This is a genomic window from Streptomyces sp. NPDC044003 (assembly GCF_056435185.1).
This window is the reverse complement of record NZ_JBWKFA010000003.1, coordinates 218,106-236,607: the sequence shown is the minus strand read 5'-3', so window position 1 is coordinate 236,607 and position 18,502 is coordinate 218,106. Positions and strand designations below refer to the sequence as shown.

The 18,502-nt window shown below is 72.5% G+C and carries 17 protein-coding genes; 9 read left to right on the top strand and 8 right to left on the bottom strand.

The features are described from left to right. The first annotated feature begins 1 nt into the window (after position 1). The 4 genes from xdhC to AC07AW_RS13145 all read left to right on the top strand — a co-directional run bounded on the left by xdhC (position 2) and on the right by AC07AW_RS13145 (position 3,384). Positions 2 to 811 (top strand): xanthine dehydrogenase accessory protein XdhC, encoded by an 810-nt coding sequence (gene xdhC, locus AC07AW_RS13160; RefSeq protein WP_478816226.1) that lies wholly within the window; start codon positions 2 to 4, stop codon positions 809 to 811. Between the two features lie 170 nt (positions 812 to 981). After that, positions 982 to 1,425, top strand: a complete 444-nt coding sequence (locus AC07AW_RS13155) for a VOC family protein (protein WP_478815536.1) — start codon at positions 982 to 984, stop codon at positions 1,423 to 1,425. Between the two features lie 395 nt (positions 1,426 to 1,820). Further along, on the top strand, positions 1,821 to 2,726 hold the full coding sequence (locus AC07AW_RS13150; protein ID WP_478815535.1) for a DUF1684 domain-containing protein: 906 nt from the start codon (positions 1,821 to 1,823) through the stop codon (positions 2,724 to 2,726). Between the two features lie 124 nt (positions 2,727 to 2,850). Beyond that, the gene (locus tag AC07AW_RS13145) at positions 2,851 to 3,384 is read left to right on the top strand and encodes a rhodanese-like domain-containing protein (protein WP_478815534.1); all 534 of its coding nucleotides are present in this window, start codon (positions 2,851 to 2,853) and stop codon (positions 3,382 to 3,384) included. Here the strand turns inward: AC07AW_RS13145 and AC07AW_RS13140 are convergent. Together AC07AW_RS13140 and AC07AW_RS13135 are read right to left on the bottom strand one after the other, a co-directional pair. Then, a complete protein-coding gene (locus tag AC07AW_RS13140) occupies positions 3,368 to 4,714 on the bottom strand; it encodes a uracil-xanthine permease family protein (protein ID WP_478815533.1) in 1,347 nt (448 codons plus the stop codon). The two genes, AC07AW_RS13145 and AC07AW_RS13140, sit on opposite strands and share 17 nt — an antisense overlap. Beyond that, a complete protein-coding gene (locus AC07AW_RS13135; protein WP_478815532.1) occupies positions 4,711 to 5,835 on the bottom strand; it encodes an aryl-sulfate sulfotransferase in 1,125 nt (374 codons plus the stop codon). The genes AC07AW_RS13140 and AC07AW_RS13135 overlap by 4 nt, the downstream gene beginning before the upstream one ends. A gap of 170 nt (positions 5,836 to 6,005) precedes the next feature. Between AC07AW_RS13135 and AC07AW_RS13130 the strand changes: the two genes are divergently transcribed. Beyond that, complete coding sequence (locus AC07AW_RS13130; RefSeq protein WP_351190672.1) at positions 6,006 to 6,560, top strand: helix-turn-helix domain-containing protein; 555 nt, start codon at positions 6,006 to 6,008, stop codon at positions 6,558 to 6,560. Further along, positions 6,557 to 7,087 carry a DinB family protein gene (locus AC07AW_RS13125; RefSeq protein WP_478815531.1) on the top strand — a complete coding sequence of 177 codons (531 nt, stop codon included), beginning with the start codon at positions 6,557 to 6,559 and terminating at the stop codon, positions 7,085 to 7,087. Before AC07AW_RS13130 ends, AC07AW_RS13125 begins: the two co-directional genes overlap by 4 nt. Positions 7,088 to 7,285: 198 nt before the next feature. Here AC07AW_RS13125 and AC07AW_RS13120 read toward each other — a convergent pair whose 3' ends face one another. Further along, positions 7,286 to 9,172 carry an AMP-dependent synthetase/ligase gene (locus AC07AW_RS13120; protein WP_478815530.1) on the bottom strand — a complete coding sequence of 629 codons (1,887 nt, stop codon included), beginning with the start codon at positions 9,170 to 9,172 and terminating at the stop codon, positions 7,286 to 7,288. Positions 9,173 to 9,547: 375 nt separating this feature from the next. Further along, complete coding sequence (locus AC07AW_RS13115; protein WP_478815529.1) at positions 9,548 to 10,063, bottom strand: winged helix-turn-helix transcriptional regulator; 516 nt, start codon at positions 10,061 to 10,063, stop codon at positions 9,548 to 9,550. Between the two features lie 89 nt (positions 10,064 to 10,152). Between AC07AW_RS13115 and AC07AW_RS13110 the strand changes: the two genes are divergently transcribed. Next, the gene (locus AC07AW_RS13110; RefSeq protein ID WP_478815528.1) at positions 10,153 to 10,920 is read left to right on the top strand and encodes a class I SAM-dependent methyltransferase; all 768 of its coding nucleotides are present in this window, start codon (positions 10,153 to 10,155) and stop codon (positions 10,918 to 10,920) included. Between the two features lie 139 nt (positions 10,921 to 11,059). After that, a complete protein-coding gene (locus AC07AW_RS13105; RefSeq protein ID WP_478815527.1) occupies positions 11,060 to 11,917 on the top strand; it encodes a YncE family protein in 858 nt (285 codons plus the stop codon). A 45-nt stretch (positions 11,918 to 11,962) separates the two neighbouring features. On the opposite strand, the gene AC07AW_RS13100 is transcribed toward AC07AW_RS13105, so the two are convergent. After that, complete coding sequence (locus tag AC07AW_RS13100; RefSeq protein ID WP_478815526.1) at positions 11,963 to 13,228, bottom strand: serine hydrolase domain-containing protein; 1,266 nt, start codon at positions 13,226 to 13,228, stop codon at positions 11,963 to 11,965. 222 nt (positions 13,229 to 13,450) lie between these two features. Beyond that, a complete protein-coding gene (locus tag AC07AW_RS13095; protein WP_478815525.1) occupies positions 13,451 to 14,887 on the bottom strand; it encodes an MFS transporter in 1,437 nt (478 codons plus the stop codon). Positions 14,888 to 14,979: 92 nt separating this feature from the next. Here AC07AW_RS13095 and AC07AW_RS13090 point away from each other — a divergent pair, with 92 nt between their 5' ends. Beyond that, positions 14,980 to 15,906, top strand: a complete 927-nt coding sequence (locus AC07AW_RS13090; RefSeq protein WP_478815524.1) for a LysR family transcriptional regulator — start codon at positions 14,980 to 14,982, stop codon at positions 15,904 to 15,906. 24 nt (positions 15,907 to 15,930) lie between these two features. On the opposite strand, the gene AC07AW_RS13085 is transcribed toward AC07AW_RS13090, so the two are convergent. Together AC07AW_RS13085 and AC07AW_RS13080 are read right to left on the bottom strand one after the other, a co-directional pair. Continuing rightward, a complete protein-coding gene (locus tag AC07AW_RS13085) occupies positions 15,931 to 16,824 on the bottom strand; it encodes a formylglycine-generating enzyme family protein (RefSeq protein WP_478815523.1) in 894 nt (297 codons plus the stop codon). A gap of 83 nt (positions 16,825 to 16,907) precedes the next feature. Next, positions 16,908 to 18,311, bottom strand: coding sequence for a sulfatase family protein (locus tag AC07AW_RS13080; protein ID WP_478815522.1), 1,404 nt, complete (start codon positions 18,309 to 18,311; stop codon positions 16,908 to 16,910). Positions 18,312 to 18,502: the final 191 nt, after the last annotated feature.

Genomic DNA, 18,502 nt, shown 5'->3' with positions numbered 1-18,502 from the left:
CATGACGTGGTTCGCCGCGGTCGCGCGGCTGCGGGAACGCCGGGAGTCCGGCGTGCTCGTGACCGTCGCGACCGTGCGCGGCCACGCCCCGCGCGACGCCGGCGCGAAGCTCGTGGTCGGAAGGACCGAGACCTGGGGCTCGATCGGCGGCGGCAACGTGGAGGCCGTCGCGATCGACCGGGCCCGGGAGATGATCGCCGCGTCCGAGGCGGAGCCGGAGCTGATCGACTTCGCCCTCAACGACAAGGTGACCAACCGGCACGGCGTGCAGTGCTGCGGCGGCACGGTGTCGGTGCTGCTCGAACCGCTGCCGGTGGTACGGGCGGTGGCGATCTTCGGCGTCGGGCACGTGGGGCTCGAACTGGCGCGGATCCTGGCCCGCCAGGACCTCGACCTGCATCTCGTCGACACCCGCGCCGACCTCCTCGCCGAGGAGCGGCTCGGTGTGCTCGCGGACGCGGTGGCGCAGGTGCGCGTGCACCATACGCCGCTGCTGCCCGAGGAGGTCCTGGAGGAGCTGCCGCTCGGCACCCACGTCCTGATCATGACCCATGACCATGCCGAGGACGCCGCGCTGTGCGACGCCGCCCTGCGCACGCCCCACCTCGGCTCCATCGGTCTGATCGGCTCGGCGGCGAAGTGGGCGCGGTTCCGCAAGCGTCTCGCGACCGAGGGCGGTCACGACGACGCCGCCGTCGACCGGATCAAGACGCCGATCGGGCTTGCCGACATCAGCGGCAAGGAACCGGCGACGATCGCGGTGAGCGTGGCGGCCGACCTGCTGCGCACCTTCGAGTCCGAGGGGCACTGACTCCCCTGCCCGCGGTGCCCCCACGCTCCGGTTCGTGCCGGGCGTGGGGGTGCTCGGCCTTGTGCAGCGCGGCGGCGCGGCCGCCGAACTCGTTTCATTTCGGGCATGAGCTCCCAATTCATCCGCTAGGGTCACGAGTTCGCCGTACCCGAGATGTCAGGAGACCCCGCATGGCGATCCAACGGATGGACAACGTCCTCATCGTCGTCGAAGACCTCGACGCCGTCGTCTCGTTCTTCGTCGAGCTCGGCATGGAACTGGAGGGCAGGAGGCCCCTGGAGGGGCCGTGGGTCGATCGGGTCGTCGGAATCGACGGCTGCCGGGAGGACATCGCCGTGCTGCGCACTCCGGACGGCCACGGAAAGATCGAGCTGGCGAAGTTCCACACGCCGGAGGCGATCCGCTCCGAACCGCGGGACGCGCCGGTGAACACACTGGGCATGCGTCGCGTCATGTTCGCCGTCGACGACATCGACGCGACCGTCTCGCGCCTGCGCACCTCCCACGGCGCCGAACTCGTCGGCGAGGTGGTGCGGTACGAGGACATCTACCTGCTCTGCTACCTCCGCGGCCCCGAGGGCCTCGTCGTAGGGCTGGCCGAAGAGCTCGGCTGACGGTTCCCGAGGGGGCCGGACCGCTCGGCGTACGGGCATCCGCTGCGCGGCCCAACGGTTGTCCCCCGTGCGTGGGCGAGCGAACGTTTCCGCTGTTCCCGTCCCGTGACGTGCCGGGTCATGATCGGCGCCGCCGCCGGACCGCCTGAGCCGATGCCGGCCGTGCGGGGATCGCTGGCGCCCCGCACCGGAGTTGTGTTGTGATGAACCCATGAGCCTTCTCGTGACGCGCCGACACGTGGACTACGTGCGCGTCACGACCATGGCGTGTTCCCGCTGACACCGAGGCCTCGACCCGGCGTCCGGACACCGACGCGCATGCCCCCACCGCTCCTGGGCGCCCTCTGACGGCCTCGTCCTGCCTTCCCACCCTTCACCTCAGCAGGAGGAGACGCATGAGCGTCCATGACACCACCCATGCCCCCGAGGCCGCCCGCGAGGCCGCCGACGTCGATCCGGAGCTCTTCGCCGCGGAATGGGAGAAGTGGCACCGGGACAAGGACGCCCGGCTCGCCTCGGAGCACGGCTTCCTCGCGATCACCGGGCTGCACTGGCTCTCCACCGAGCCGCAGGCCTTCCCCGGCGCGCCGGGCACCTGGTCGACCGGACCCGAAGGCGTCGTCGTCGAGCTCGACGAGGGCACCGAACTCGTCGTCGACGGCGAAGCCGTCCGGGGGCGGCACCCGTTCGGGGTCATCCCGGAGCGCGGCGGCATCGACGCCGTCTGGGGCGACACCGTGATCGAGGTCGCCAAGCGCGGCGGCAACGACATCATCCGGCCGCGGAACCCCGGCCACCCGCTGCGGGTCGCCTTCGACGGCACGCCCGCGTACGAGCCCGACCCGCGCTGGGTGGTCACGGGCCGGTACGAGACCTTCGACGAGCCGCGGCCGACGACGGTCGGCGCCTCCGTCGAGGGTCTGCAGCACGTGTACGACGCTCCGGGCCGGGTCGTCTTCCGGCTGGGCGGACAGGAGTTGAGCCTGACCGCGTTCAACGGCCACGCGCCCGGCAGCCTCACGCTGCTGTTCACCGACGCGACCTCGGGCGTCACCACGTACGCGGCCAACCGGAATCTCACGGTGGAGACCCCGGGAACCGACGGCACGGTCGTGCTCGATTTCAACCGCGCGACCAATCTGCCCTGCGCCTACACCGACTTCGCGACCTGCCCGCTGCCGCCCGCCGAGAACCGGCTGCCCGTCGCGGTCGAGGCCGGAGAGCGGATCCCCCACGAGCGCGGTCCCGTCGACCAGCGGGCCTCGCGGGCGGCCGCGCCACGGTGTGTTGCCACGACGTGACGGCGTCGTGGCAACCCGGTGGCGATCCCGTCCGCTTCCCGGCGGCGCGGCCCTGACTCGCCTAGCATCCCGGGACACGGCTCCACCGCCGGCGCGTTCCGCTTATCGCAAGGACAGGTTCCCCATGGGCATTTCCCGCACCCTCAGCGTCGACGAAGCACTGCCACGGCTGCCCGAGCTGAACGTGGTCGACGTCCGCACCCCCGGAGAGTTCGCCTCCGGCCGCCTGCCGGGAGCCGTCAACGTTCCTCTGGAACGTCTCGACGGCAGCCTCACGGACCTGCGGCAGGCCGGCGAGAACGGGACGCTGCTCCTGGTGTGCGCCTCCGGCACCCGCTCCGACAAGGGCGCCGCGGTCCTCGCCTCGCACGGGATCACCGCCGCGAGCCTCGCCGGCGGCACCCGGGCCTGGGCCGATGCCGGTCACGGTCTCGAGTACCCGCCCGGTCCCGTACGAACCGTCTGGGGGATGGAGCGTCAGGTGCGGTTCACCGCCGGGGCCCTGGTGCTGCTCGGCCTGGTCCTCGGGCTGCTCGTGCATCCGGCGTTCCAGTTCCTCTCGGCGGCGATCGCGGGAGGCCTGGTGTTCTCGGCGCTCACCGACACCTGCGGCATGGCGGTGGTTCTGGGCCGGCTTCCCTTCAATCGGCGCGGCTAGCCGCCTCCGTACCTCCGGGCCGGACCCGGCCGAGCAGTGCGGTGAGGAGGACCGCCGTCAGGGTGCCGGCGACGACGCCGCTGCCCAGGATCGTCCGGGCCCAGCCGGGGAAGCCCGCGTACAGGTCCGGGCTGAGCAGCGGCAGCAGGCCCGCGGTGAGCGCGAGCGCGGCCGTCAGCGAGCCCGTGCCCGTACCGGAGAGATCGGCCCGTCGGAGCATCTCGACGCCCATGACGGCGATCACGGCGTAGACGACGAGGGCGGAACCGCCCACGACGGCCTCGGGTATGCCGGCCAGGGCCCGGGAGACGGGCGTGGCCAGGCCGAGGGCGACCAGGAGCGCTCCGGCGCCGGCGGTCACGAAGCGGCTGCGGACGCCGGTGAGCCGGCCGATGCCGATGTTCTCGGCGCTGGTGACCATGAGGGAGGTGCCGAAGAGTCCGCCGACGAGGGACACCAGGGCATCGGCGCGGGCGACGCGGGGGACGTCGCGCGCGGGTGCGGGAGTCCGGCCCACGGTCTCGCTGTTGAGCACGGTCTGTCCGGTGATCTCGGCCAGGGTGGTGAGGCTGAACACGAGGAGCGGGAGCGCGGCCACGAGGTCGAACCGCGGTGTGCCGAAGGGCAGGAACACGGGCAGCGCGAAGCCGCTGCCGGCCGCGGGGCTGAAGGAGCCCAGGCCGGTCACCACCGCGACGACGGTTCCCGCCGCCATCCCGAGGAGGACGGAGGTCTGTCGCCAGACGCCGCGCAGGAACACGTACGCGGCGACGGTCGCCGCCACGGTGAGCGCGGCGAGGAGCACCGCGCGGGGCTCCCCCGTACCGTCAGGCCCGGTGACGAGCCGGGCGGCGACCCGGATCATCGCGACCCCGATGAGGAGCACGGTGACGCCCATGACGAGCGGCGGGAAGAGCCGTACGACTCGGGCGTACAGGGGAAGGACGGCGAGCAGCAGCGCGGCCGCCAGGAGGACGGCGCCGGTGGCGGTCGCCGGCCCGTGTTCCTGGGCGATCTGGAGGAACAGCGCGGTCGCGGCGCCGCCGGGCAGCATGACGAACGGCAGGCGGCCGCCGATCCGCCAGACACCGAGGGACTGGAGCAGGGCGCCCGCGCCGCAGAGGAGCAGGACGGTGCTGAGCAGCGAGGCCGTCGCTCCGGGCGTCGTCTTCAGGCTGCCGGCGACGAGGAAGACGGTGGAGACCGGGGCGGCGATCATCGCGAGGACGTGCTGGGCCGCGAGCGGTACCAGGCGCCGGAGCGGGACGCGCGCGTCGACGGCCTCGACCGGGCGGGACTCCGCGGTCACGGAGGCGGGTGCGGTTCTCATGCAGTCGCCTCCAGCCACGGGATGTCGGCGGCGGCGTAGCGGTAGGCGCGGAAGACGGCGTTGGGCTGGGACGGGAAGAGGCTGCGGACCTCGCTCTCGCCGTAGCCGGCGAAGTGCGGGACGACGTACTCCCAGCACAGGTAGCCGTCCTTCGTCACCTCGAACAGCCGGCCGGACGGAGAGTCGGTGACGAGCGTGTTGCCGTTCGGCAGGCGCTGCGCGGAGCCCATGAAGGGCGCGAAGAAGAACTCGCGGGCCGGGTCGTGGTACTCCCACACGATCTCGCCGTCGGTCCGGTCGATCTCGATGACGCGGGAGTACGGGACGTCGTGGCCGGGGCGGAAGACGCCGTTGTCGAAGACGAGGAGCCGGCCGTCGTCCAGTTCGGTGGGCGCGTGCTGCTGGCTGACGGCGCCGGGGCGGCTGCGCCAGAGGATCTCGCCGGTGGCGCGGCTGATGACGACGACGGCCGAGACGCTGCGCAGACTGGCGAGGATGTTGCCGTCCCGCAGGGGCGTGACGCTGTTGATCAGGGGCCAGTGCTCGCGGGCGTACGCCTCGTGCAGCGGGAAGGCCTCGCGGTCGAGGTGCTCCGCGGCGCGCCAGGACCACAGGAGTTCGCCGTCGGGGCCGACCTCCTTGATGGTGTCGGCCCACACGAGGCCGCCTTCGGCCTCGGAGCCGGGCACTCCGCCGCGTACCGCCGCCGCCTCCGCCCCGGCAAAGGGTTCCAGGGCGGTGTAGAGGATCCGGCCGTCGTCGAGGTGGTGGGCGTCGTGGTGCTGGAGGGGGTCGTGGTGCTCCCGCAGCACGGTTCCGTCGGGTGCCGCGTGGAGCATGACGCCGCCGCGGTACTTGTGCCACATCGGGAAGAGGGCCTTCTCCCCCGGGAGGACGCCGTTGTAGGCGAGGGTTCCGTCGGCGAGCAGCCGGGCGTGGCGGCCGGGGCGGTACGGCAGGTCCCACCGGTGGACGGTGCGGCCCTGCAGGTCGATCAGGTAGACCTCGCCGGTGCCGGTGAGCGGTGCGTAGAGGGTGTAGCCCTCGGACGCGGCCGTCTCGTCGAGGGCGATGAGGCCGGTGGGACGTCGGCGGCGTGAGTTCTGGTCGATCGTGGGCACGTCGGAGCTCCTTCAAACTTTCTTTGATGAGAACAACCGACTTTGACGTTAGGGGCGTTGTGTGACGGGCGTGTGTCGGGAGTACGAAACCGCTTCCGGGCTTCGTCGCCGCGCCGCGTAGGGTGCCGTCAGGCGCCGTCGGGCGCCGGAGGGAAGGGACGGGAGCATCCATGGAGGCCGCGAACACACCGCGGGTGGGCGCCGCCGTGCGCCGCCGTCGACGGGCACTCGACCTGACGCTCGCCGAGGTGGCGCGGAGCAGCGGGCTGTCCTCCCCCTTCCTCAGCCAGATCGAGAACGACCGGGCGCGGCCCAGCATGCGCTCGCTCCAGCGGATCGCGGACGCGCTCGGGACCACGGCGGTCCAGCTGCTCGCGGCCTCCGACGAGACCCGTACGGTCGACGTGGTGCGCGCCGACGACGACAGCGGCCTCGACCGGGAGGCCCGCGTCCGCCCGGTCGTGCGCGGGCGGCATCAGCTGCACGCGCTCGAGTTCGTCGGCGCGCACGAGGCGGACCGCGAGTTCCGGCACCGGAACGACGAGCTGCTGTACGTGGCGGACGGCGCGGTGGAGGTGGAGGCCGACGGCCGCGTCCACCGCCTCGGCCGCGGGGACACGCTGCTGCTGTCCGGCGGCGTCCGCCACCGCTGGCGCACCACCGAACCGGGCTCCCGGATCCTGGCGGTCGCGATCGGGGACCACGTGGAGGTACTGGAGTCGTGACCTGGACGGCACCACCGGTCGTACGCACCGAACAGCTGGGCGACCTCGGCACTGTGACGGAACGTCAGATGCTGGAGGGTTGGCTCACGTGGCACCGGGAGACCCTGCTCGCCAAGTGCGCCGGGCTCGCCCCGGACCAGCTGGCACGCGCGACGGTGGAGCCCTCGGACCTCACCCTCCTCGGCCTGGTCCGGCACATGGCGGAGGTGGAGCGGTGGTGGTTCCGGCGCGGCTTCGCGGGTGAGGAGCTCGGTGACGTCTTCACCGGCCCGTCGGACGGCGACGAGGGACTCGACGGGGTGCACGCGGCGGACGCCGAGCGGGACTTCGGGGTGTACCGGGCCGAGGTCGAGGCCTGCGACGCGGCGGCGGCCGGCCACGACCTCGACGAGACCTTCCTGTCCTCGCGCGGGGTCTCCCTCAGTCTGCGCTGGGTCTACCTGCTGATGATCCAGGAGTACGCCCGGCACAACGGCCACGCCGACTTCCTGCGGGAGCGGACCGACGGGGCGACGGGGGACGGGTGACGTCCGGTACGGCGGCGCTCGGGGCTGCCGTACCGGAGGGACCGGCTACGGCGGCGTTCTGGCTGCCGTACCGGACGGGCCGGCTACGGCGGCGTTCTGGCTGCCATACCGGACGGGCCGGCCACGGCGGCGTTCTGGCTGCCATACCGGACGGGCCGGCCACGGCGGCGTTCTGGCTGCCGTACCGGACGCGCCCGCTCAGGCCTCGCGGGTGCCTTCGTACATGGCCTCGACGAGTTCGGCGTACGCGCGCTCCACGACCGGCCGCTTCACCTTGAGGCTCGGCGTGAGCTCGCCGTGTTCGACGTCCAGGTCGCGCGGCAGGAGCGAGAACTTCTTGATCGTCTGCCAGCGCTGGAGGTCACCGTTGACGCGCTGGACGAAGCCGTCGATCAGGTCGTGCACCTCCGGCGAGGAGACGACCTCGGCGTAGCCGCGGCCCCCGAGGCCGTTCGACGCGGCCCAGGGCATGATCGCGGTCTCGTCGAGCGTGATCAGGGCCGTGCAGTAGTTGCGGCCGTTGCCGATGACCAGGATGTTGCTGACGAACGGACAGACGGCCTTGAACCGGCCCTCGATCTCCGTGGGCGCCACGTACTTGCCGCCCGAGGTCTTGAACAGGTCCTTCTTCCGGTCCGTGATCCGGACGAAGCCCTCCTTGTCGACCTCACCGATGTCCCCGGTGCGGAACCACCCGTCGCTCTCCAGGACTTCGGCGGTCTTGTCGGGAAGGTTGTGGTAGCCGCGCATGATGCCGGGCCCGCGCAGGAGGATCTCCCCGTCCTCGGCGATGCGGACCTCGGTGCCCGGCAGGGGCCTGCCGACCGTGCCCACCCGGTAGTCGTCGACGGGGTTGACCGTGCAGGCCGCGCTGGTCTCCGTCAGACCGTAGCCCTCCAGGACGGGCACGCCCGCTCCGGCGAAGAAGTAGCCGATGTCGGGGGCGAGCGCGGCGCTGCCCGAGGCGCTGCCGCGGAGCTCTCCGCCGAACGCCGCCCGTATCTTGCCGTAGACCAGCTTGTCGGCGAGGGCGTGCTGGGCGCCGAGCCACAGCGGCACCTTGCGGCTGCCCGTCGCCACCAGGCTCTCCTGCCCGGTCCTGGCGTGGTCGCGGGCGACCTTCGCCGCCCAGCGGAAGATCTTGTACTTCGCGCCGCCCTCGGCCCTCGCCTTGGCGGCGATGCCGTTGTAGACCTTCTCGAAGACCCTCGGCGCCGAGGCCATCACGGTGGGCCGGACGACGGGCAGGTTGGTGACGATGCGGTCGATCCGCCCGTCCACCGCCATCACGTGCCCGGTCTGCACCTGACCGGAGATCAGGGCCTTGCCGAAGACGTGGGACAGCGGAAGCCAGAGGAACTGCACGTCGTCGGGTTGCAGCAGCCCGCTGACCTCCTGCGCGGCGCCCTGGTAGGACCAGCAGTCGTGCACCAGCCGCACGCCTTTGGGACGGCCGGTGGTGCCGGAGGTGTAGATCAGGGTGGCGAGCTGGTCCCGCTCGATGGCCCCGACCGTCGTGTCGATCGCGTCCGGGTGCTCCTGCAGGTACGCCGCGCCGCGCTCCTCCAGCTCGGCGAGGGACAGTATCTCCAGGCCTTTGACCTGTGGGAGGTCCGCCTCGGAGTCGAAGAGGATCGCGTGGCCGAGCCCGGGCAGCCGGTCCGCGTGCTCGACGACCTTGGCCAGTTGGGCGGCGTTCTCGACGAAGATCGCCCGGCTGTCGGAGTCGGCGAGGATGTACGCCGTCTCGTCGGCGTTCGTGCTCGGGTAGACGGCCGTCGCGGCGGCGCCCGCGCACATCACGCCCAGATCGGCGAAGATCCACTCCACCCGGGTCGAGGAGGAGATGGCCACGCGTTCCTCGGTCCGCAGACCGAGGGCGAGCAGGCCGGCGGCGATCGCCCTCACCCGCTCGGCCGTCTGGGCCCAGGTCAACGAGCGCCATTCCTCGGGCCCGGAGGCGCCCGCGGCGCCCGGCACGGGGTAGCGGTAGGCCTCCCGTTCGGGGGTGGCCTCGACCCGCGAGAGGAAGAGGTGCGCGATCGAACGCGGCCGGTTTTCGAGCAGGTGTTGCGCGGAACTCATGGCGACCTCCCGGACCCAGTGCGCCTGTCAACGTTATTGACCGGCAGGTAACTTGCGCGCAGGGGTGAGGCTAAGGGGGAAACCCGCCGCCGCGTAAGGGGTCGGTCCACGTCCGTCTCCGGGCCGGCGTCGCGTAAGGGGGTCGGTCTGCGTCCGCCTCCGGGCCGCCGCCGCGCAAGGGGTCAGTCCGCGTCCGCCTCCGGGCCGCCGCCACGCAAGGGGTCAGCCCCCGCCCATCTCCAGGCCGGCGCCTCGTAAGGGGTCGGCCCCCGCCCATCTCCAGGCCGGCGCCTCGTAAGGGGTCGGCCCCCGCCCATCTCCAGGCCGGCGCCTCGTAAGGGGTCGGCCGGTCCGTCTGCCGGCCCCTCGCCCCCGTCAGTCCCCGTCCGTCTCCCCGCGTGCCGCGATCAGCGGGCCCAGGAGTCGCGTGCCGGGTCCCACCCGGCCGCCGGGGCCCGGCAGTTGGGTGGTGTCGGCGACCGTGAGCGGCTCCCGGCAGGCGCCGCAGGCCAGGACCGGGGTGCCGACGTGCCCGCAGGCGTCGTGGCGGATCCGGGCGGGCGGGCCCGCGGGTCCCGCGTACCACTTGTCCCCCCATGCCATCAGCGCGAGCAGTACGGGGTAGAGCTCCCGGCCCTTCTCCGTGGCCACGTACTCCTCGCGCGGCGGACTGTCCTGGTACCGCTCGCGCGCGAGGACGCCCTCCTCGACGAGCCGGGCGAGGCGCGCGGCGAGCACCTTGCGGGAGAGGCCGAGGTCCTCCACGAGCTCGTCGAAGCGGCGGATGCCGACGAGGACGTCACGCATGATCAGGGCCGTCCAGGCGTCGCCGAACAGGTCGGTCGCGCGGGCGATCGAGCACGCGACGTCGGAGAGCGGGGTTCGGGTCACTCCCCCACCCTATCCGCGCCGGGTTTCCTCGGGGAACTGGCGATGCTAGGTTTACTCAGGGAACTCACCCGACCGTCGAGGGAGCCGCCATGTCCGTCGCCCCGCACATCGCACTCGACACGGCCGGGCCCTCGGCCATCGACGGCCGCCACATCCGGGCCCTGACCTTCCAGTCCGTACGCCTCCACTACCTGCGGCGCGTGCTCGCGGAGCTGAACCTCCCGGCGGACGGCGGCCGGGCGCTCGTCCTCGGCAGCGGGCGGGGTCTGCTGGCCCGCGGCCTCGCGCAGCTCGGTTTCGAGGTCGTCGCCGCCGATCCCTCCCCCGCCGCGACGGCGCTCGCCGTGGCGGCGGACGACGGCCTCGGCGTCACCCATCTGACGTCGCCGGCGGAGGAACTCGATCTGCCGGACGGCTCGTTCGACCTCGTGTACTGCGCCGACACCCTGGAGATCACCGAGCGGCCGGACGCGGTCCTCGCGGAGGCCGCGCGCGTCCTGCGCCACGGCGGAGCCTTCGTGTACGACACGGTGAACCGCACTGCCTTGTCCCGGATCATCTACCTCGGGGCCTTCCAGGCCTTCCCCGGCACCCGGATCATGCCGCGCGGCCGCTACGCCGCGCACCGGCTGCGCCGCCCGGCGGAGCTCGCCGAGGCCCTCGGCCGGGCGGGCCTTTCGGCGCGGGACGTCTCGTCGTTCAAGCCCCGGGACGTCCGCAGTCTGGTGCGGGCGACGCGCGGGCGCAGGCGCGGCACGCTGACCGACGAACAGCTGCCGGCCCTGGTCGACATGGTGCTTCAGCCGGACGGCAGCCCGGTGGTGACGTACCTGGGGTACGCGGTCCACCGGGCCTGAAACGCTCCACGCGAGCGGCTGGCCCTGGCCGTCACAGGCGAGCGGAGCAGGCCACGCGCGAGATGCGGATGAGTGGCTGGTGTCCCACGCTCGAGAGAGGGAGACCATCACCCCCGTCACCACGCACAGGGAGGCCCCTATGGCTACCTCAAGCTACGTTGACGCGCCACTGGAAGAGCTGTTCGCGCGGGCGCGCGAACAAGGGCTGAAGGTCGACTGGGAGCCCACGGCGATGCCAGACACGCCCGCTTCCGACGCCCAACGGATTCCGACCGGCAAGCGCCCTCACAGCGTGGCGGTGAGCCCCGACGGCACACGCCTGTACACGACCAGCTTCGAGTCCGGCACCGTCTCGGTGATCGACGTGGAAAGCACGGCCATCGTGGACACGATCGACGCGATCGACGCGCCCTACGGGGTGGCGGCCAATCCCGACGGGCACACGCTGCACGTGGCCAGCCCCGGTTTCCAGACGCTCGTGCACATCGATCTCGACACCGGCTTCCCCACCCAGAGCGGCTTCGGCCGCGCCCCCTACGGTGTGGCGGTGAGTCCCGATGGAGTCCGCGTCTACCTGACGCTGGCGAAGGAGAACTCCGTGCTGGTCACGGACCACTTCGCCATGCAGAAGTTCACCGAGATCCACGACATCGGCTTCCCCACCGGCGTGGCGGTGACTCCGGACGAGAGCCTCCTCTACGCGACCAACTACTTCGGGGCCAAGGTGTCCGTGGTCGACATCGCCCAGAAGACGGTGACCGCCACGATCCCGGTCGGCTCCCGCCCGTACGGAGCCGCGCTGAGCCCCTCCGGGGACTACCTCTACCTGGCGCACTTCGGAACCAAGTCGGTCTCGGTGATTGACACCGGCAACCACACGGTGACCGATACGTTCCCGGTCACCTACGACCCGCGCGGGATAGCGGTGAACCACGACGGCACGCGCCTCTACGTGACCGACTTCTTCGCGGACTCCTTGACAGTGATCGAGCTGTAGGACCCAGGTTGCTCCCGATGTCGGCCTGACAGGTGACGACAGATCCTAGGGGTGGGACGCCCAGGCTCCCGGGCCCCGGTCGTGCAGCAGGGCGCAGACGAACTGTTCCTCGGTCGCGCGCAGTCGGGTCAGCAGAGCCGGGTCGGACGTGACCTGGCTGGTGACGGAGACCGTCACCGTGCGTCGGCCGTCTCGCGTCGCCGCGGCGAACTGTGTGTAGCCGGGGGTGTTGCCGGTGTGGCCGAGGACCGTGCCGCAGCGCGTCGTGTAGCGGAAGAGTCCCAGGCCGGCCGCGTTGGTGCCGGGGCCGGCCGGTTCGGAGGAGCCGCCGGGGAGGAAGTCCTGCTGGGCTCGGCGGGTGGTGGGGGTGAGCAGCTCCGGTCCGGCGTAGCCGCCGATGAACCCGCTGAGGTCGGCGGGCGTGGAGACGATGCCGCCGGACGCCCAGGCGCCGGAGGCGCTGAGCGCCTCGCTCACGTCCTCGGGCGGCTCGCCGGGGGCGGTGAAGTAGCCGTGCAGGAAGGGGCGGGGAAGCCGGTAGTCCTGGGGGAGGCTGGTCGCCGTCAGGTCGAGCGGGCGGTACACCAGGTGCTTCAGGAGCGACTCGTACGGGCGGCCGGTGGCCTGTTCGGCCATCAGGGCGACGGCGATGTTGTCCGAGTTGGAGTAGGCGTAGCGGCTGCCGGGCGGGAAGAGGAGCCGCTGGTCGGCCACGAAGTCGAGGAGGCGGCGGGAGTCGAAGTGGTGGCGGGGGTCGGCGCGGACGATGTCCTGGAAGGCCCGGCTCCTGCTGAAGTCCGGCAGTCCGCTGGTGTGCTGGAGCAGCTGGCGCAGGGTCACCGCGTGCCAGTCGGCGGGCAGGTGGGGCAGGCGGCGGCCGATGGTGTCGTCCAGGTCCAGGGCGCGCCGGTCCACGAGGCTCAGCGCGACGGCGCCGCTGAAGGCCTTGGCCACGCTGGCGATGCGCATGTGGTCGTCGGGCCGGGGCGGGCGCCCCGTGCCCACCTCGGCCGTGCCGGCCCGGTAGACCTGCCGTACGCCGTCCCGGGTCAGGACCGCGATCGCGCCGGGCGGGCCGCCCGGCGCCGCCACCAGGTCGGCGAGGGCCTTGTGCAGTGCCGGGTCTCCGTGACCGGCGTCGTGCGGGGCGGCCCTGACCGGCGCCGTCGTGGCGCCGCTCAGGACGGCGGCGGCCACGACCGCCCCGGCGGCCGCGGTACGGAATCGGCGCCTCGGGCGGGGTCGGGTGCGGCCACGGGCGGAGCTCGTGGAGTTCCGCCCGGCGTACGCGGCGGGGACACGTCGGGGCATGCGCTACCTCCTCGGTTGCGGGACCGGGAGCGGCGCACGGTGCTCGCGGGCGCGGATCCGGCCGGACGACCGGCGCTGCGGGCCCTCGCCGGTCGGCCACCGGGCCGTCCTGTCCCAGGATCCGGCCACCCTCTCGCGGTACGGGCTCCGCCGCGCGCCGTCTGCGCCATCCGGCCCACCCACGCGCGCGCGTGGGGGCGGGGAGTTCCCGGGCGGCCTCCCTCAGCGGGTGGAAGCCGTCTCCCCGGACCCGGTCCGGTAGCCGAGGGTCACCAGGACCGTGGCCACCAGGACGACCGCGCCCACCGTGCGCAGCGCCGGGCTCATCGCGTCGGCGAAGGACCCCGCACGGGCGTCGGCCTCGTGGACGGCGAGTACCGTGCCGGTGACGGCCACGCCGAGGGCGGCGCCCATCTCCCGGGCCGAGGTGCCGAGGCCGGAACCGAGACCCGCCTGGTGCGCGGGGAGGGCGGAGACGACGCCGACGGTCAGGGCGGGCATGCACAGGCCGGTTCCCGCCGAGATGACGAGGAGCCAGCAGGCGTACAGCGCGTACGGCGTGGCCGCGCCGGCGGTGGAGGCCCCCAGGAGTCCGGCGCCGATCAGGGACAGCCCGGTGGCGATGGCGGGGCGCGGTCCCGAGGCGGCCTGCCAGCGGGTCGCGACCTTGGGGAAGAGGGCCATGCCGATCGTCAGCGGGACGATGGCGAGCCCGGTGACGGCGGGGCCGTACCCCTTGACGTACTGGAGGTACTGCGAGTTGGCGTAGAAGAGCGAGAAGAGGCCGAAGAAGCCGGTGGCCGTGCCCAGGACGGCGGCGCGCAGGTGCCGGGAGCGGAAGACACGCGGGTCGAACAGGGCCGCCTGCGAGCGGAGCGCGTACCGGGTGAACAGGCCGGCCAGTGCCGCGCCCACGGCGAAGAAGGCGAGGATGCGGGGTGAGGTCCAGCCGTACGTCGGGCCTTCGATGATGCCCGCGAGGAGGGCGACCAGGGCGGCGACGAGCAGCAGGGTGCCGCGGGGGTCGGGACGCCCGTGCGGGGAGCGCTCGGTGCGCGGCACGGCGAACGCGACGGTCAGGGCGAGCAGCGCGGCCAGCGGGACCATCACCCAGAACAGGGCGCGCCAGGTGAGGAACTGGCCGGCCGCTCCCCCGCCGACGTTGCCCGCGAGGCCGCCCAGGCCGACAGCGAGGGTCCAGGAGGCGAGGGCCCGCGCCCGGTGTTCCGGTCCGGCGAGCTGTACGAGGATCGACATGGTCGCGGGCATGATGCAGGCGGCCCCGGCGCCGGACACCCCGCGTCCGGCGATCAGGAGCGCGGGCGACGCGGCCAGGGCGCTGAGCGTGGCGCCTGCGGCGAACAGCGCGAGACCGGAGAGCAGCACGCCCTTGCGGCCGCGGCGGTCGCCGAGTGCTCCGGCGGGGATGAGCAGTCCGGCGAAGACGATGACGTACGCGTCCACCGTCCACAGCAGTTCCGTGGAGGACGGATGCAGGGAGGAGGCGGCGAGTTGGGGGATGAGGAGGTTGATGGCCGCGACCATGCTCTGGGCGACGAGGACGCAGGCGCACAGTGCGAGCACGGTCGAGCGCTTGAGCGGGCCCGGCACGGTGTCGGCCGGTGTGGCGGGAGGCGGCGAGAGGGCAGGCGAGGACATGGCTCCTCCGGGGAGCGTCGTGGTGAGGGGGTGTGCGCCCACCGTAGGCTCGGCCCGTGGATTACTTCCAGTGCATCTTTCGCAAGGGATGAGTGCGCATGACGCAATCGGCCGACCCGACCGGTCTCGACCTCAATCTTCTCGTCGCCCTCGACGTCCTTCTCGAGGAACAGAGCGTGCGGGGAGCGGCCCGGCGGCTGCATCTCTCCGAGCCCGCCACCAGCCGCACCCTGGGCCGGATCCGCAAGGCGCTCGGCGATCCGATCCTGGTGCGCGCCGGGCGCGCCATGGTGCCGACGCCGTACGCCCTGTCCGTGCGGGCGGAGGTCGGCGCGGTCGTGGAGCGGGCCCGGGCGCTGTTCGCGGCCTCGGGCCCCACCGATCTCCGTACCGTGGCACGCACGTTCACGGTGCTCGGCCAGGACTCCCATCCCGCGCTGCTCGGCCCCGCCCTGCTCGCGCGCGCCGGGCGTGAGGCCCCGCAGGTGCGGCTGCGGTTCCTGAACGAGAGCCACATCGACGCGCCGATGCTGCGGGAGGGCGTCGCCGACCTGGAGATCGGTGTCATCGACACCGTGCATCCCGAGGTGCACACCGAGCACGTCCTGGACGACCGCATGCTCGCGGTGGTCCGGGCGGGGCATCCACTCCTCCAAGGGCGCCTGACACGGCGGAGGTTCGCGGCGGACGCGGACCATCTGGTCGTCTCGCGCCGGGGACGGCTGCACGGTCCGATCGACACGGCCCTGGCCGAGCACGGGCTGCGGCGGCGGGTGGTCGCGAGCGTCGGCACGTACCCGGCGTCGCTGTTCGTCCTCCGCGACACCGACCTCGTCGGCCTGATCAGCGCCCGGAGCCGCTCCTTGGCCGAGCCCCTGGGGCTGGTCACCTTCGAGATCCCCCTCGACCTGCCGCCCCTGCCGGTCGGTCTCGCCTGGCATCCGCGCCACGACGCCGACCCGGCGCACGCCTGGCTGCGCGGATGTGTGCGGGACCTGCTGCTCGGCTGTTCCGGCTGAGCGGGGCGCCTGTCCGCGGGGGCGCTAGTCGGGATCGGCGGCCACCCGGAAGCCGATGTTGCCGGTCGAGCTGTCGGGGGTGTTGGAGCTGCGGGCCGCCACCCGGTACCGGTTGCAGTAGGAGTCGTGGCACAGGTAGGAGCCGCCGCGCATCGCCCGCGCCTCCTCGCCGGGGGCGAACCCGTCCGCGCACCACTCCCAGACGTTGCCGACCGTGTTGTAGAGGCCGAAGCCGTTGGGGCGGAAGGACTTCACGGGGACCGTGCCCGCGTGCCCGCCGGCCGCGGGAAGGTTCGGGAAGTCGCCCTGCCAGATGTTGCACAGGGGCCGGCCGTCGGACGTGAGCTCGTCGCCCCACGGGTAGCGGCGCTGCTCCAGGCCGCCGCGTGCCGCGTACTCCCACTCGGCCTCAGTGGGCAGCCGGGTGCCCGACCAGGCGCAGTAGGCCTGGGCATCGTGCCAGGAGACGTGCACGACGGGGTGGTTCTGCCGGTCGGTGACGTGGGAGCCGGGGCCCTCGGGGTGGCGCCACGAGGCGCCTTCCACCGTTCGCCACCACGGGACGCCCGGCACGGGCGGGGACACGGCTGCCACCCCCTCCCCCAGGAAGGCCCCGAAGGTGAAGGAGAAGCCGAAGCGCTCGGCTTCGGTGAGGTGTCCCGTGGCTTTGACGAAGGTGGCGAACTGGGCGTTCGTCACCGTCGTGGCCGCGATACGGAAGGGCTCCACGGCCGCCTCGCGGACCGGGCCCTCGGCGTCGGCGGGGAAGCCCTCCGGATCGTCGGTGCCCATGAGGAAGCGCCCTCCGGGCAGGCTGAGCAGCTGCCGGGCCGCCCGGGAGGAGCGGACCGGAGGCCGGGGCGGGGCCAGGGTCATGACGGAGGGATGGGCGTGACCTGGGGTGCAGCATTCGGGCATGACGACTCCCGTGGAATCGGAAGGGGGGACGGCCGACCCCGTGCGTCGTGGCAGGGGGCCGGCCGGCGGTGCTGTGTCGCGGGTCAGGCCACGCGGTCGGCGGCGAGCTGCGACGCGAGGGCGGGAATGCCCAGAGCCTGCTCCTGGGCCGGTGTGGCCTGGTAGAGCTTGTTGGTCAGCTGGTACGGGTCGTTCACCAGGTCGTAGTACTCACGGAAGGTCACCTGGCCGGTGCCGGACACCGTGCCGTTCACGTCGGTCGTCAGGTCGTAGTACTCCGTGTACTGCTTGTCCTTGGCGACGTACGAGGACCAGGTGGGTGCGCCACCGGTACCGGTGCCCTGCTTCCACCACTCCACCAGGAGGTGGTCGCGGCTGTATCCGGTGAGCAGGGACCGGCCGTCCTGTGCGGCGCCCGGGGTGATGCCGGCCGCGTCGAGGATGGTCGGTGCGATGTCGATGTTGGCGACGATGCGGTTGTCCTGGGTTCCCGCGCCGAGCCCGCCGGCCGGCCAGGAGAGGTAGAACGGCACCTCGTGCGCGGGGCGGTAGGGCACCGACTTGGCGGTCCAGCCGTGGTCCCCCCAGCTGAAGCCGTTGTCGCCGATGTAGATGACGAGGGTGTTGTCCAGCTGCCCCAGGGCCTGGAGCTTGTCCTTGAACGCCTGTACGGCGTCGTCGACGGAGAGCAGGGTGCGCAGCTGCTCGGCACGGATGGTCTGGCCGTCGGCGAGGGTGCCGGTGGCGTTCTTGATGTACGCCGGCTTGTCGCTGCGGTCGTTCTCGGGGACCGAGGGGCGGCCGTTCCAGTCGGGCACGGGGGTGCCGGCGTACTTCGCCTCGGGGGTGCGGGGCCCGTGGGAGGCGTAAGGGGTGACGTAGGCGAACCAGGGCCGGGTGTCGGTGGCGGCCTTGTCGAGGAAGTTCAGGGTGCGGTTCTTGACGATGGTCGTGGTGTAGCCGTTGATCGTCTGGACGGTGCCGTTGACGTTCCACTGGGCGTCGACGTACCCGGGCTGCAGGAGGGCGAACTCCTCGAAGTGCGGCGGGTTGTCCGCCAGGGTCCAGGAGTTGAGGTACTTGCCGAACAGGCCGGTGCGGTAGCCCGCCTGCTTGAGGTACTTCTGCACGGTGGTGCTCTGGTCGAGCGCGTACGAGGCCTTGTTGTTGCGCACGCCGTGGTTGTGGGCGTGATTGCCGGAGAACACGCTGGAGCGGGAGGGCGCGCACAGCGGGGTGGTGACGTGGCCGTTGGTGAACTTCACGCCCTGGTCGGCGAGCCATGCGACGGTCTTGGGCAGGGCCCATTCGGTGTGCTTGGGCTGGTCGTCGGTGACGATCAGCAGGATGTTCGGCCGGCCCGCGGCAGCGGCGGGGGCTGCGCCGGCGACCTGTCCGAGTGCGGGTACGGCGGTCGCGGCCGCGACGGCGGCGGCGCCGCCGAGAAAGCCTCGTCGGCTCACCTGCGGGCGTCGGTTCTCGCTCATGATGTCCATTCCTCTGGAGTGCGGCTGCACAAGGGGACACAGCGGCCGGACGCACGGGGAGACGTGCCGTCGGGCCGCGGTGGAAAGGGGAAGAGACGGGAGTCAGGCGGGGGCGCCAGGTGGGGATCCCGTGGGGGGGAAGGGGCGCGTTCAGCGCGCCGGGCCGACGGTACACAGGGCGCTCGCCACGT